Raw genomic sequence first — 13,495 nt, forward strand, 5'->3', positions numbered from 1 at the left:
CGCGAGTTGGCGCTGTCTTTGGCGGAATCAGCCGGAAAAGTCAACTCCCCGGCGGTTCCTTTTCGGCAAAGACCCAGGGTCTAAGCCAGAATCTTCTCGATCTGTGCAGTCACGGCGTCTACATCGGCCATGCCGTCGACCGTCTTGAGCTCACCGGTGCCGGCGTAGTGCTCCGACAATGGTGCGGTCTTTTCCCGATATTCCGTCAGCCGACGCTTGAAGGCCTCCGGATTGTCGTCCGATCTGACCGAGCCGCCCGCAGCGATGGTTTCCGCTACGCGATTCTCCATGCGCTTTACAAGCGCAGTCTCGTCGACCTTCAGCTCGATTACGGCATCGAGCTTCAAGCCCTTGCCTTCGAGCATCTGGCCGAGAGCGACCGCCTGAGGAACCGTGCGCGGATATCCGTCGAGAATAAAGCCGTTGGCACAATCCGGGGCGTCGATCCGGTCCGACACGATCTCGTTGACGATCGCGTCAGAGACCAGCTGGCCGGCGTCCATGACAGCCTTGGCGCGCTTGCCGACGTCGGTCGCCTGGGCGACGGCTGCCCGCAGCATGTCACCTGTGGAAAGCTGCGGAATACCGTACCTCTCCGTCAGAAGCTTGGCTTGCGTCCCCTTGCCAGCTCCGGGCGGTCCCAAAAAAATCAGTCTCATCGTCCCCTCTTTCCTCCGCGCAGCTTCGACTTCTTGATCAGCCCCTCATACTGCTGAGCAATGAGGTGACCCTGGATCTGTGCTACCGTATCAAGGGTAACGCTGACAACAATCAAAAGCGACGTACCACCAAGGTAGAACGGCACGCCGGTCTGCGCGATGAGGATTTCAGGCAGGATGCAGACGAAAATCAGATAGATCGCGCCGAGCACGGTGATGCGCGTCAGAACGTAATCGATGTACTCGGCCGTCCGTTCGCCCGGACGGATGCCCGGAATGAAGCCGCCGTGCTTCTTCAGATTGTCGGCCGTGTCCTTCGGATTGAAGACGATGGCCGTGTAGAAGAAGGCGAAGAACGCGATCATGCCACCGTAGAGCACCATGTAGAGCGGCTGGCCGTGGCCGAGCGCACTAACGATCGATGTCGCCCAGCCGGGCAGCGTCGCGGTGTTCGCGAAGCCAGCGAGCGTGGCCGGCAGCAGCAGGAGCGACGACGCGAAGATCGCCGGGATGACGCCTGCGGTGTTGAGCTTCAGCGGCAGGTGCGACGTATCGCCCTGGAACATGCGGTTGCCGACCTGGCGCTTCGGATACTGGATCAGAAGACGGCGCTGCGCACGCTCGACGAAGACGATGAGCGCGATGACGGCAACGATCATGACGATGATCGCCAGGATCAGCGGGGTCGAAAGCGCGCCGGTGCGGCCAAGTTCCAGCGTTCCGGCAAGAGCCGTCGGCAGATGGGCGACGATGCCGGCGAAGATGATCAGCGAGATGCCGTTGCCGATACCGCGCGATGTGATCTGTTCACCGAGCCACATCAGGAACATCGTGCCGCCGAGCAGCGAGATGACCGTGGAAATGCGGAAGAACCAGCCCGGATCGTTCACGAGGCCGTTGCCGCTCTCAAGGCCGACCGCGATGCCATAGGCCTGCATGACGCCGAGAAGCACCGTGCCGTAGCGGGTGTACTGGTTGATGATCTTGCGACCCTGCTCGCCTTCCTTCTTCAGCTGTTCCAGCGCCGGAACGACGGAGGTCATCAGCTGAACGATGATCGAGGCAGAGATGTAGGGCATGATGCCGAGCGCGAAGATCGCCATGCGCTCCACTGCACCGCCCGAAAACATGTTGAAGAGGCCGAGAATGCCGCCGCTCTGGCCCTGGAAGGCCTGCGCAAACGCGTCCGGGTTCAGGCCGGGCAGCGGGATATAGGTGCCAAGACGGTAGACCAAAAGCGCACCAAGCGTGAACCACAGTCGTTTCTTCAGATCTTCCGCCTTGGCGAAAGTCGAGAAATTCAGGTTCGAGGCGAGCTGTTCCGCTGCAGAAGCCATGCAATTCTCCGCGTACCAAATCTCGGAATCAGCGGGAGTACCCTGTCCGTTCCGGAAGGACTAACTTTTCGTCTTGAAAACCGGACGCGAGGCGATTGTGACTGCAATCGGATGCCTCACCGTGGTTTCCGCTATGTCCGCCGAGGCGAGCGATTCGCCATCGCGGACGTGAGGCTCACATATGGGAGCAAAACCGCCCGGAGTGAAGCACCCCGGGCGGTTGATCAGTAATATTATTCTGCCGCAGCCGAAAGCAGCTTGACGGAGCCGCCAGCCTTTTCGATCTTTTCGATCGCCGGCTTGGAAGCGCCTGCAACTTCGAGCGAGATCTTCGCCTTCAGTTCGCCATCGGCCAGGACGCGAACGCCGTCCTTTTCGCGACGGATGACGCCAGCAGCCTTGAGAGCAGCTGCATCGACGGTCTTCGAAGCGTCAAGCTTCTTGGCGTCGATCGCCGTCTGGATGCGGCCGAGCGACACGACAACAAACTCCGAAGCGAAGATGTTGTTGAAGCCGCGCTTCGGCAGACGGCGGTAGATTGGCATCTGGCCGCCTTCGAAGCCGTTGATGGCAACGCCCGAACGAGCCTTCTGACCCTTCACACCGCGACCGGCAGTCTTGCCGGAGCCGGAGCCGATGCCGCGGCCAAGACGCTTGCGGTTCTTGGTCGAGCCTTCGTTGTCCTTGATTTCATTCAGTTTCATGAGCTTATCCCCCTCACTTCTCGTCGACGACGCGAACGAGGTGCTGGACCGACCGGATCATGCCGCGAACAGCTGGGGTGTCTTCCAGCGTGCGAACCCGGTGCATCTTGTTGAGGCCCAGGCCGATAAGCGTCTGACGCTGCACGGCCGGACGGCGAATGGGGCTACCGATCTGCTCGACGGTAACCGTCTTCGTGGCGAGTTCTTTCTTAGCCATCTGTCAGCTCCCTTATTCTTCGGAAGCAGCGCCGGAGGAAACACGGCGAGCCTGGAGCGTGGCGTACTTCATGCCGCGCTGAGCTGCGATGTCCTTCGGGTGCATCTGGTTCTTGAGGGCGTCGAACGTTGCGCGAACCATGTTGTACGGGTTCGACGAACCGGTCGACTTAGCGACGACGTCATGAACGCCGAGCGTTTCGAACACGGCGCGCATCGGGCCACCAGCGATGATACCGGTACCGGCCTTGGCCGAACGCAGCAGCACCTTGCCGGCGCCGTGACGGCCATGAACGTCGTGATGCAGGGTACGACCACCACGCAGCGGGACGAAGATCAGGTCGCGCTTGGCGGCTTCAGTTGCCTTGCGGATGGCTTCCGGCACTTCGCGCGCCTTGCCATGACCGAAGCCAACGCGGCCCTTCTGGTCGCCAACGACGACGAGAGCTGCGAAACCGAAACGACGACCGCCCTTCACCACCTTGGCGACGCGGTTAATTGCTACGAGCTTATCGACAAATTCGCTGTCGCGCTCTTCGCGGTTCTGGCGATCTTCGCGAGAACCCCTTCTTTCCTGTGCCATTGTCCTTTTCCTTTTTCTTTTCCGGGTGCAATCGGCAGATTGACAAAAGTCGCCCCCGTCACATGGATCGGAAGCGACCGGAAACTCATGAGGGTTCCAGGCGGGCGCAAGGCCCGCCTGGCAACCGATCAGAAGTTCAGACCACCTTCACGCGCAGCTTCGGCCAAAGCCTTGATGCGGCCGTGATAGATGAAGGCGCCACGATCAAAGACAACGTCCTTGACGCCAGCCTTTACGGCGCGCTCAGCGATGAGCTTGCCGACGGCAGCAGCAGCTGCCGCGTCAGCGCCCGTCTTCAAAGACGAACGCAGATCGGTGTCGAGCGTGGAGGCAGACGCAAGCGTCTTGCCGGCCACGTCGTCGATGACCTGTACGTAGATGTTCTTCGACGAGCGATGAACCGACAGGCGCGGACGGCCATTCGCGACCGCCTTGATTTGACGGCGCACGCGGTTGGCGCGACGCACAAGAGTATCTTTCCTGCTAGCCATTTCGCGTGATCCTTACTTCTTCTTGCCTTCTTTGCGGACAATCCGCTCTTCGGCATACTTGACGCCCTTGCCCTTGTAGGGCTCGGGGCCGCGGTATTCGCGGATTTCCGCTGCAACCTGGCCGACCTGCTGCTTGTTGATGCCGGAGACGATGATTTCCGTCGGCTTCGGCACAGCGATCGTGATGCCTTCCGGCGTCTGGTAGACCACGTCGTGGCTGAAACCAAGCGCCAGCTGCAGGTTCTTGCCCTGCAGCGAGGCACGGTAACCAACGCCGTTGATTTCGAGCTTGCGCTCGTAACCGTCCTTAACACCCTTCAGGATGTTCTCGATCATCGTGCGGGACATGCCCCACTTCGAACGAGCATCCTTGCTCTGGCTGAGCGGCTGTACAACAACCGCATTGTTTTCGAGCGCTACCGATACTTCGTCGTTTGCAACAAAGAACAGTTCGCCCTTCGGGCCCTTCGCCGTTACCTTCTGGCCATCAACGCTTGCCGTGACGCCTGCAGGAACTTGAACGGGCTTCTTACCGATACGAGACATTTTTATACCTGTCTGTTCGCTATGGAGATCATGTTACGTCTTAGAAGACGGAGCAAAGAATCTCGCCACCAACATTCTGTTCGCGTGCCTGATGATCGGCCATCACGCCCTTCGGAGTCGAAAGGATGGTGATGCCGAGGCCGTTCGCGACCTGCGGAATGGACTTAACCGAGACATAAACTCGGCGGCCCGGCTTGGAAACGCGTCCGATCTCACGGATTACGGAAGCGCCTTCGTAGTACTTCAGTTCGATGTTCAGCTCGGCCTTGCCGTTGCCAAATACGACTTCAGAGTATCCACGGATGTAGCCTTCAGCCTGAAGGACATCCAGAACACGTGCGCGGAGCTTCGAAGCCGGCGTGGAAACGCTCGACTTGCGGCGTGCCGCGCCGTTACGGATACGGGTGAGCATATCGCCCAGCGGATCAGTCATTGCCATGTGCCCGTCTCCTTACCAGCTCGACTTGACGATACCCGGCACGCGGCCGGAATTGCCCAGTTCGCGAAGCGCAATACGCGACATGCGAAGTTTACGATAATAGGCGCGCGGACGGCCCGTAACTTCACAACGGTTGCGGATGCGGGTCTTGGAGCCATCGCGCGGCAGTTCAGCCAGCTTGATGGTTGCCTTGAACCGCTCTTCGATCGGCAGAGACTGGTTCATGATGATTGCCTTCAGAGCGGCACGCTTAGTAGCTTGCCCGGCAACCAGTTTGCGGCGGCGCTTGTTCTTTTCAACTGCGCTCGTTTTCGCCATAACAGTTATCCTTCTTTACGCTTGTCGTTACGGATTACTGACGGAACGGGAAGTTGAACTCTGTGAGCAGAGCGCGTGCTTCGTCGTCGTTAGTAGCCGTCGTGCAAACGATGATGTCCATGCCCCACATCTGATCAACCTTGTCGTAGTTGATCTCAGGGAACACAATGTGCTCCTTGACGCCCATGGCGAAGTTGCCACGGCCATCGAAGGACTTCGGGTTGAGGCCACGGAAGTCGCGAACGCGCGGAAGAGCGATGTTCACGAGACGATCCAGGAACTCATACATCCGAACGCCGCGCAGGGTAACCTTGGCACCAATCGGCATGCCTTCGCGCAGCTTGAAGCCGGCGATGGAGTTGCGAGCGCGGGTGATTACCGGCTTCTGACCAGCAATCGCAGCGAGGTCGGCAGCTGCGACGGTCGGCTTCTTGGAGTCGCCGGTGGATTCGCCAACACCCATGTTGATGACGATCTTGTCGAGGCGCGGGATCTGCATTTCGTTGGCGTAGGAGAACTTCTCCTGCATAGCCGCACGAATGCGCTCGACATATTCCTTCTTGAGCCGGGGCTCATAAGCGGACTTAGCCATCGATCACTACTCCCGAACGCTTGGCCACGCGGACCTTCTTGTCACCGTCGATCTTGAAGCCGACGCGGGTCGGCTTGCCGTCCTTCGGATCGGCAATCGCGATGTTCGAAAGATGGATCGAGGCTTCCTTGTTGATGATGCCGGCTTCCTGGCTCTGGGTCTGGCGCTGGTGACGCTTCACCATGTTCACGCCACGCACTACAGCCCGATCTTCCTTCGGCATAACCTGTACGACTTCGCCGGTACGACCCTTGTCCTTACCGGTGAGAACGACGACCTTGTCGCCTTTACGAATCTTTTGCATCTCTCAACGCTCCCTTAGAGTACTTCCGGAGCCAGCGAGATGATCTTCATGTGGTTCTTGGCGCGAAGTTCGCGCGGAACCGGTCCGAAGATACGGGTGCCGATCGGCTCTTTCTTGTTATCGATAAGAACGGCTGCGTTTGTGTCAAAACGAATGACGCTGCCATCCGCACGGCGGATGTCTTTCGCGGTGCGAACGACAACAGCCTTCATGACATCACCCTTCTTCACGCGGCCGCGCGGAATGGCTTCCTTGATCGAAACGACGATGATGTCGCCGATCGACGCGTACTTACGCTTGGAGCCGCCCAGCACCTTGATGCACATGACACGACGTGCGCCGGAATTATCCGCCACGTCGAGGTTTGTTTGCATCTGAATCATGTCAGGTCGCCTTCTTGTTGTTACCGGGCCGGTTGGGTCTAGACCCCCTCGCCCGGCTTATTGTGCTTATCTCAAAGCAAAAGAACGCCCGGACTAGAGCGTTCCTTTACTTCAATTGCGTGCTTCATACAGATATTTGCCCAAGACGCAAGGGTCTCGCGGTCAAATCCCGCAGAAATCAAGCCTGGGCGGCAACCACCGTCCAGCGCTTATCCTTGGAGATCGGCGCGCATTCCTCGATGGAAACAACGTCACCAACCTTGTACTGGTTGTTTTCGTCGTGCGCCTTGTACTTCTTCGAACGGCGAACGGTCTTCTGGAGAATCGGGTGCGCAAAGCGGCGCTCGACCCTGACGACGACGGTCTTGTCGTTCTTGTCGCTGACGACTGTGCCCTGCAGAATGCGTTTCGGCATATTTTGTGGTCCTTAGGCCTTGGCTTCTGCCGCCTTCTGGCGGGCAATTGTTTTGACGCGTGCGATGTCCTTGCGGACTTCGTCGATACGCGACGACTTTTCGAGCTGGCCAGTTGCCTTCTGGAAACGCAGATTGAACTGCTCTTTCTTCAGCTTGGCAAGCTCTTCGTTGAGTTGATCGGCGCTCAGAGCGCGAACATCTGCGGCTTTCATGAGATTCACTCCTTACTCTGCGATACGCTGCACGAAGCGCGTCTTGACAGAGAGCTTGGCAGCACCAAGACGAAGTGCCTCACGGGCGAGTTCTTCGCTGACACCATCGATCTCGAACATCATACGACCAGGCTTGACCTTGCATGCCCAGTATTCGACCGAGCCCTTACCCTTACCCATGCGGACTTCGGTAGGCTTGGCGGTGACCGGAACGTCAGGGAACACACGGATCCAGACGCGACCGGCACGCTTCATATGGCGGGTGATCGCGCGGCGGGCCGCTTCGATCTCGCGCGCATTGACGCGGTTTGGTTCTTGAGCCTTCAGGCCGAATTCACCAAAGGCCAGATCAGATCCGCCCTTGGCTACGCCCTTGATGCGGCCCTTGAATTGCTTGCGATACTTCGTACGCTTTGGCTGCAACATTTTTTTAATTCTCCGATATTGGCTGCCAGACGCGTGTTACGCGTTTTCGCGACGACGGTCTCTGCTGCTACCGCCCTGACTGTCACTCTCGATCGCGCGACGCTCGGAAGCCATCGGATCGTGCTCAAGGATTTCGCCCTTGAAGATCCAGACTTTGATGCCGCAGATACCGAAAGCGGTTTCAGCTTCAGACGTGCCGTAGTCGATGTCCGCACGCAGGGTGTGCAGCGGAACGCGACCTTCGCGGTACCATTCGGTACGAGCGATTTCGGCACCGCCGAGACGACCGGCGCAGGTGATCTTGATGCCTTCGGCGCCAAGACGCATGGCCGACTGAACAGCGCGCTTCATCGCACGGCGGAAAGCCACGCGGCGCTCGAGCTGCTGGGCGATCGACTGGGCAACGAGCGTTGCGTCAACTTCCGGCTTGCGCACTTCAACGATGTTGAGGTGTGTTTCGGAGTTGGTCATCTCGGAAAGCTTCTTGCGGAGCTTTTCGATGTCTGCGCCCTTCTTGCCGATGATCAGGCCCGGACGAGCCGAGTGGATCGTGACGCGGCACTTCTTGTGCGGACGCTCGATCACGACCTTGGCAATGCCAGCGGCCTTGAGCTCTTCCATCAGGTAAGCACGGATCTTCAGGTCTTCATGAAGAAGCTGACCGTATTCCGCGTTATCAGCGAACCAACGGCTATCCCAGGTCCGGTTGATGCCGAGACGGAAACCGATCGGATTAATCTTCTGGCCCATTATGCAGCCTCCCCTTTGGCTTCCACTTCACGAACGACGATCGTCAAGTGAGAGAACGGCTTTTCAACACGCGATGCACGGCCGCGACCACGAGCGTGGAAGCGCTTCATCACAATCGACTTGCCAACATACGCCTCAGCGACGATGAGCGAATCAACGTCGAGGTCGTGGTTGTTCTCAGCGTTTGCGATCGCGGATTCAAGCGTCTTCTTGACCGTCTCGGAGATCCGCTTGCGCGAGAACTCGAGTTCGGCCAGAGCGCGCTCGACCTTCTTGCCGCGGATCATCGCGGCAACCAGGTTGAGCTTCTGGGGGCTGACGCGGATCGTGCGCGCAATTGCCTGCGCTTCATTATCCTTCAGCCGGCGTTCGGCTTTTGCCTTGCCCATTGTTACTTCCTCTTTGCCTTCTTGTCCGCGCCATGACCGTAATAGGTCCGGGTCGGAGAGAATTCACCGAACTTGTGTCCGACCATTTCTTCGGTCACCGAAACGGGAACATGCTTGTTGCCGTTGTAGACGCCGAAGGTGAGACCCACGAACTGCGGAAGGATCGTGGAGCGACGGCTCCACATCTTGATCACTTCGTTACGACCGCCGTCACGAACCTTCTCAGCCTTCTTGAGAAGATAGCCGTCAACAAACGGACCTTTCCATACTGAACGAGCCACTTGAGACTTCCTCTCTTACTTCTTGCGCTGGTGACGCGACCGCATGATGAACTTGTCGGTCGACTTGTTGGAGCGCGTCCGCTTGCCCTTCGTCGGCTTGCCCCAAGGGGTAACCGGGTGGCGACCACCGGACGTACGGCCTTCACCACCGCCGTGCGGGTGGTCAACCGGGTTCATGACGACGCCGCGAACGTGCGGCTTCTTACCGCGCCAGCGCGAACGACCAGCCTTACCGTCATTGATGTTGCCGTGATCGGGGTTCGATACAGCACCGATGGATGCAAGGCAAGAGCCGTGCACCAGGCGCTGTTCACCCGAGTTCAGGCGAAGGATTGCCATGCCCTGGTCACGACCAACGAGCTGGGCGTAAGTACCGGCAGAGCGAGCGAGCTGACCACCCTTGCCTGGCTTCATTTCCACGTTGTGGATGATGGAGCCGACCGGGATGAACTGCAGCGGCATAGTGTTGCCGGGCTTGACGTCGACCGCTGCCTTCTCCGAAGCGATGACCTTGTCGCCGGCAGCGAGGCGCTGCGGAGCGAGGATGTAGGCCTGTTCGCCATCGGCGTAGGTTACCAGCGCGATGAACGCGGTGCGGTTCGGGTCATATTCCAGACGCTCAACGGTGCCTTCAACGTCGAACTTGCGACGCTTGAAGTCGACCAGACGGTAGGTCCGCTTGTGACCGCCGCCCTGGAAGCGAACGGTGATACGGCCGAGGTTGTTGCGACCGCCCTTGGAGTGCAGACCTTCGGTCAGCGCCTTTACCGGCTTGCCCTTGTAGAGGCCGGACCGGTCAACGATGACCAGCTGGCGCTGGCTCGGGGTCGTCGGATTGAAACTTTTCAATGCCATTTTATTGTTCCCTTTTGGGTTTTTACCCTAATGGGCCTATCCGTTAGAGACCGGTGGAGACGTCGATGGACTGACCGTCGGCGAGCGTGATGATCGCCTTCTTCACGTCCTTCTGCTTCCCGGTAAAGCCGCGGAAGCGCTTGGTCTTGCCCTTGCGGACGAGCGTGTTCACGGCCGTAACCTTGACGCCGAACAGAGCTTCGACAGCAGCCTTGATTTCAGGCTTCGAAGCGCCCTTGGCGACGTTGAAGACGATCTGGTTCTGTTCGGAAACCAGCGTCGACTTTTCAGTGATCGAGGGGGACACGATCACGTCGTAGTGGCGAAGATCCGTCATTTGAACCGCTCCTCCAGAGCTTCCACGGCAGCCTTGGAAAGCACGAGCTTGCCACGGCGCAGAATGTCGTAAACGTTGATGCCCTGAACCGGCAGAACGTCCACATTCGGGATGTTCTGGGCGGCGAGCTTGAAGTTGTTCTCGATTTCGGCGCCGCCGATGATCAGAGCATTGGTCAGACCGAGCGAGGCGAACACACCTGCGAGGGTCTTGGTCTTTGCTTCTGCGGCAACGAGGTCATCGAGAACGATGATGTTTTCGGCCTTCAGCTTGGCAGACAGAGCGTGGCGAAGGCCGAGTGCACGAACCTTCTTCGGCAGGTCATGGGCGTGGCTGCGAACAACCGGGCCATGAGCCTTACCACCACCACGGAACTGCGGAGCGCGAGCGGAGTGGTGGCGGGCGCGGCCCGTACCCTTCTGCTTGTACATCTTGGCGCCGGTGCGCGAAACTTCCGCGCGGCCCTTGGCCTTGTGTGTGCCCTGCTGCTTCTTAGCGAGCTGCCAGCGAACAACGCGGGCAATGATGTCTTCACGGGGTTCGAGACCGAAAATGGCGTCCGAAAGGGAAACCTTTCCCGCGTCCTTGCCCTCGAGGGTTTTGACGGTGAGATCCATTATTCGGCTCCCTTACTTCGATGCTTCGGCGCGCACGGCCGCGGGGCGCGGTGCGCCTTCCGGGGTGCCCGACTTGATGGCGTCACGAACGACGATCCAGGCACCCTTGGAGCCGGGGACAGCGCCCTTGACCAGGATCAGACCGCGGTCTTCGTCGGTCGATACGACTTCGAGGTTCTGCGTGGTGACGCGCGTCTGGCCCATGTGACCAGCCATGCGCTTGCCCTTCCAGACGCGACCCGGATCCTGGTTGGAGCCGGTCGAACCATGCGAACGGTGCGATACGGAAACGCCGTGCGTTGCACGCAGACCGCCGAAGTTGTGGCGCTTGATCGCGCCGGCAAAGCCCTTACCGATCGTGGTACCGGTGACGTCGACGAGCTGGCCCGCAACGAAATGGTTGGCGGTCAGTTCGGAGCCGATGTCGATCAGATTGTCCGCGGAAACGCGGAATTCGACGAGCTTCGCCTTCGGTTCGACGTTGGCGGCAGCAAAGTGGCCGCGCATCGCCTTCGGCGTGTTCTTGACCTTGGCAGTGCCGGCGCCCAACTGGACAGCGGTATAGCCGTTCTTGTCGTCCGTGCGCTGGGCTACCACCTGGCAGTTTTCCAGCCGCAGTACTGTTACCGGGATATGCTCGCCGGCGTCGTTGTAGACGCGCGTCATTCCCACTTTCTGTGCAATCACACCTGAACGCATCGGTTCATTCCTCTTGAGAGTTAACGTCGGGGCAAGCCCCTCCGCATCTCTTGTTTAAGGTCTCCCTCTGCTCCTTGCGGAGCGTCGGGTCGCCCGTTTCTGGAAGCCGTTGGACCGAAGCCCACGTACCTTCCTTGTTATTAAAGCTTAATTTCCACGTCGACGCCGGCAGCGAGGTCGAGCTTCATCAGCGCGTCAACGGTCTGCGGGGTCGGATCTACGATATCGAGAAGGCGCTTGTGGGTACGCATTTCGAACTGCTCGCGGCTCTTCTTGTCGACGTGCGGCGAACGGTTGACCGTAAATTTTTCAATGCGCGTCGGCAGCGGTACTGGACCGCGCACGCTGGCACCGGTGCGCTTGGCCGTCGAGACGATTTCGCGCGTCGAGGCATCGAGGATCCGGTGATCAAACGCCTTGAGGCGGATGCGGATGTTCTGGCCGTTCATACGACTTATCCTTGTTCATGTTGGTTGCGGCTTCCGTGGAGAAACACGCATTGAACTTCGTTTGATGTTCGGCCAGTCCGCTAATTTTTCAAAGATCGGAGGGACAAGGTTTCCCCTGCCCCTTCCTATTTGAGCGGCCGTGGCCGGCCTGTACTTTCGCGATCGCACTATGCCGACGCACCGTGCAAATCACGCTTGGGCGCCATTTGCACTATTTCGGCGTCGTCGGCAAGCCGTGCGACCAACTAAATCATGCTGGGCGGCTATGTCCGAGGCGCATAACAATGCGCCTCGTCTCATGCCGCCCGTACGCCGATTACTCGACGATCGAAGCGACGATGCCGGCGCCGACGGTACGGCCGCCTTCGCGGATAGCGAAGCGCAGCTTTTCTTCCATCGCGATCGGAACGATCAGCTCAACGGCAACGGTGACGTTGTCGCCAGGCATAACCATTTCCGTGCCTTCCGGAAGGGTCACGATGCCCGTCACGTCCGTCGTGCGGAAGTAGAACTGCGGACGGTAGTTCGTGAAGAACGGCGTATGACGGCCGCCTTCTTCCTTCGTCAGGATGTAGGCTTCGGCCATGAACTTCTTGTGCGGCTTGACCGAACCCGGCTTGCACAGGATCTGGCCACGCTCAACGCCGTCACGGTTAACACCACGGATCAGCGCGCCGATGTTGTCGCCGGCCTGGCCCTGGTCGAGCAGCTTGCGGAACATTTCAACGCCGGTAACCGTCGTCTTCGACGTGTCGCGGATGCCGACGATTTCGACTTCTTCGCCGACCTTGACAATGCCGCGCTCAACGCGACCGGTCACAACCGTACCACGGCCCGAGATCGAGAACACGTCTTCGATCGGCATCAGGAACGGCTGGTCGATCGGACGCTCAGGCGTCGGGATGTAGGCGTCAACCGCAGCCATCAGCTCGCGGATCGCGTCTTCGCCGATCTTCTTGTCCGAATCTTCAAGCGCAGCGAGCGCCGAACCCTTGATGATCGGAATGTCGTCGCCCGGGAATTCGTAGGACGACAGCAGTTCGCGAACTTCAAGCTCGACGAGCTCGAGAAGTTCGGCGTCGTCAACCTGGTCGACCTTGTTGAGGAACACGACGATCGCCGGAACGCCAACCTGGCGAGCAAGCAGGATGTGCTCGCGGGTCTGCGGCATCGGGCCGTCAGCAGCCGAGCAAACCAGGATCGCGCCGTCCATCTGCGCCGCACCGGTGATCATGTTCTTGACGTAGTCGGCGTGGCCGGGGCAGTCGACGTGGGCGTAGTGGCGGGCCGGCGTCTCATACTCAACGTGAGCCGTCGAAATCGTGATACCACGGGCCTTTTCTTCCGGAGCAGCGTCGATCTGGTCGTACGCCTTGAACTCGCCGAAGTACTTCGTGATCGCTGCCGTCAGCGACGTCTTGCCATGGTCAACGTGGCCAATCGTGCCAATGTTAACGTGCGGCTTGTTGCGCTCAAATTTGCTCTTTGCCAT

Annotated in this window: 24 protein-coding genes; all 24 read right to left on the reverse strand. The window is 59.2% G+C overall.

Features of this window, described 5'->3' with window-relative positions; translation table 11 throughout:
• Positions 1 to 80 precede the first annotated feature (80 nt).
• Positions 81 to 659 (reverse strand): adenylate kinase, encoded by a 579-nt coding sequence (locus tag BC363_RS25150; protein ID WP_053247119.1) that lies wholly within the window; start codon positions 657 to 659, stop codon positions 81 to 83.
• Positions 656 to 1,996, reverse strand: a complete 1,341-nt coding sequence (gene secY, locus BC363_RS25155; protein WP_065785913.1) for a preprotein translocase subunit SecY — start codon at positions 1,994 to 1,996, stop codon at positions 656 to 658. Before secY ends, BC363_RS25150 begins: the two co-directional genes overlap by 4 nt.
• Before the next feature lie 233 nt (positions 1,997 to 2,229).
• The gene (gene rplO / locus BC363_RS25160; protein ID WP_065785914.1) at positions 2,230 to 2,700 is read right to left on the reverse strand and encodes a 50S ribosomal protein L15; all 471 of its coding nucleotides are present in this window, start codon (positions 2,698 to 2,700) and stop codon (positions 2,230 to 2,232) included.
• A 13-nt stretch (positions 2,701 to 2,713) separates the two neighbouring features.
• On the reverse strand, positions 2,714 to 2,917 hold the full coding sequence (gene rpmD, locus BC363_RS25165; protein ID WP_065785915.1) for a 50S ribosomal protein L30: 204 nt from the start codon (positions 2,915 to 2,917) through the stop codon (positions 2,714 to 2,716).
• Positions 2,918 to 2,929: 12 nt separating this feature from the next.
• Positions 2,930 to 3,499 carry a 30S ribosomal protein S5 gene (gene rpsE / locus BC363_RS25170; protein ID WP_025426680.1) on the reverse strand — a complete coding sequence of 190 codons (570 nt, stop codon included), beginning with the start codon at positions 3,497 to 3,499 and terminating at the stop codon, positions 2,930 to 2,932.
• 128 nt (positions 3,500 to 3,627) lie between these two features.
• A complete protein-coding gene (rplR, locus tag BC363_RS25175; RefSeq protein WP_025426679.1) occupies positions 3,628 to 3,990 on the reverse strand; it encodes a 50S ribosomal protein L18 in 363 nt (120 codons plus the stop codon).
• 12 nt (positions 3,991 to 4,002) lie between these two features.
• Positions 4,003 to 4,536 (reverse strand): 50S ribosomal protein L6, encoded by a 534-nt coding sequence (gene rplF / locus BC363_RS25180; RefSeq protein ID WP_065785916.1) that lies wholly within the window; start codon positions 4,534 to 4,536, stop codon positions 4,003 to 4,005.
• A 40-nt stretch (positions 4,537 to 4,576) separates the two neighbouring features.
• A complete protein-coding gene (gene rpsH / locus BC363_RS25185) occupies positions 4,577 to 4,975 on the reverse strand; it encodes a 30S ribosomal protein S8 (protein ID WP_025426677.1) in 399 nt (132 codons plus the stop codon).
• 12 nt (positions 4,976 to 4,987) lie between these two features.
• Positions 4,988 to 5,293, reverse strand: a complete 306-nt coding sequence (gene rpsN / locus BC363_RS25190; RefSeq protein WP_065785917.1) for a 30S ribosomal protein S14 — start codon at positions 5,291 to 5,293, stop codon at positions 4,988 to 4,990.
• A gap of 34 nt (positions 5,294 to 5,327) precedes the next feature.
• Entirely contained in the window at positions 5,328 to 5,885 is a 558-nt protein-coding gene (gene rplE / locus BC363_RS25195; protein WP_025426675.1) for a 50S ribosomal protein L5, read from the reverse strand.
• Positions 5,878 to 6,189: a 50S ribosomal protein L24 gene (gene rplX / locus BC363_RS25200; RefSeq protein ID WP_025426674.1), complete on the reverse strand. Its 312-nt coding sequence runs from the start codon at positions 6,187 to 6,189 to the stop codon at positions 5,878 to 5,880. Before rplX ends, rplE begins: the two co-directional genes overlap by 8 nt.
• A gap of 14 nt (positions 6,190 to 6,203) precedes the next feature.
• Entirely contained in the window at positions 6,204 to 6,572 is a 369-nt protein-coding gene (rplN, locus tag BC363_RS25205) for a 50S ribosomal protein L14 (RefSeq protein ID WP_003536525.1), read from the reverse strand.
• A 178-nt stretch (positions 6,573 to 6,750) separates the two neighbouring features.
• Positions 6,751 to 6,987: a 30S ribosomal protein S17 gene (gene rpsQ, locus BC363_RS25210; RefSeq protein WP_025426673.1), complete on the reverse strand. Its 237-nt coding sequence runs from the start codon at positions 6,985 to 6,987 to the stop codon at positions 6,751 to 6,753.
• 12 nt (positions 6,988 to 6,999) lie between these two features.
• Positions 7,000 to 7,200 carry a 50S ribosomal protein L29 gene (gene rpmC, locus BC363_RS25215; protein ID WP_025426672.1) on the reverse strand — a complete coding sequence of 67 codons (201 nt, stop codon included), beginning with the start codon at positions 7,198 to 7,200 and terminating at the stop codon, positions 7,000 to 7,002.
• A gap of 12 nt (positions 7,201 to 7,212) precedes the next feature.
• A complete protein-coding gene (rplP, locus tag BC363_RS25220) occupies positions 7,213 to 7,626 on the reverse strand; it encodes a 50S ribosomal protein L16 (RefSeq protein ID WP_011975175.1) in 414 nt (137 codons plus the stop codon).
• A 36-nt stretch (positions 7,627 to 7,662) separates the two neighbouring features.
• Positions 7,663 to 8,376 carry a 30S ribosomal protein S3 gene (gene rpsC / locus BC363_RS25225; protein ID WP_065785918.1) on the reverse strand — a complete coding sequence of 238 codons (714 nt, stop codon included), beginning with the start codon at positions 8,374 to 8,376 and terminating at the stop codon, positions 7,663 to 7,665.
• Complete coding sequence (gene rplV, locus BC363_RS25230) at positions 8,376 to 8,765, reverse strand: 50S ribosomal protein L22 (RefSeq protein ID WP_025426669.1); 390 nt, start codon at positions 8,763 to 8,765, stop codon at positions 8,376 to 8,378. Before rplV ends, rpsC begins: the two co-directional genes overlap by 1 nt.
• 2 nt (positions 8,766 to 8,767) lie before the next feature.
• Positions 8,768 to 9,046, reverse strand: coding sequence for a 30S ribosomal protein S19 (rpsS, locus tag BC363_RS25235; protein WP_065785919.1), 279 nt, complete (start codon positions 9,044 to 9,046; stop codon positions 8,768 to 8,770).
• A 15-nt stretch (positions 9,047 to 9,061) separates the two neighbouring features.
• Positions 9,062 to 9,901, reverse strand: a complete 840-nt coding sequence (gene rplB / locus BC363_RS25240; protein ID WP_025426667.1) for a 50S ribosomal protein L2 — start codon at positions 9,899 to 9,901, stop codon at positions 9,062 to 9,064.
• Positions 9,902 to 9,944: 43 nt separating this feature from the next.
• A complete protein-coding gene (locus BC363_RS25245) occupies positions 9,945 to 10,238 on the reverse strand; it encodes a 50S ribosomal protein L23 (protein ID WP_025426666.1) in 294 nt (97 codons plus the stop codon).
• Entirely contained in the window at positions 10,235 to 10,855 is a 621-nt protein-coding gene (rplD, locus tag BC363_RS25250; RefSeq protein ID WP_025426665.1) for a 50S ribosomal protein L4, read from the reverse strand. Before rplD ends, BC363_RS25245 begins: the two co-directional genes overlap by 4 nt.
• Before the next feature lie 12 nt (positions 10,856 to 10,867).
• Complete coding sequence (gene rplC / locus BC363_RS25255) at positions 10,868 to 11,554, reverse strand: 50S ribosomal protein L3 (protein ID WP_025426664.1); 687 nt, start codon at positions 11,552 to 11,554, stop codon at positions 10,868 to 10,870.
• Between the two features lie 140 nt (positions 11,555 to 11,694).
• The gene (gene rpsJ, locus BC363_RS25260) at positions 11,695 to 12,003 is read right to left on the reverse strand and encodes a 30S ribosomal protein S10 (RefSeq protein WP_003507767.1); all 309 of its coding nucleotides are present in this window, start codon (positions 12,001 to 12,003) and stop codon (positions 11,695 to 11,697) included.
• 316 nt (positions 12,004 to 12,319) lie between these two features.
• Positions 12,320 to 13,495: elongation factor Tu (gene tuf, locus BC363_RS25265; protein ID WP_065787369.1), on the reverse strand; the 1,176-nt coding region annotated here is incomplete at its 5' end.

Origin of the sequence: Ensifer sp. LC384 (assembly GCF_001695865.1) — a bacterium.
In the GTDB taxonomy this organism is placed as follows: Bacteria; Pseudomonadota; Alphaproteobacteria; order Rhizobiales; family Rhizobiaceae; genus Ensifer.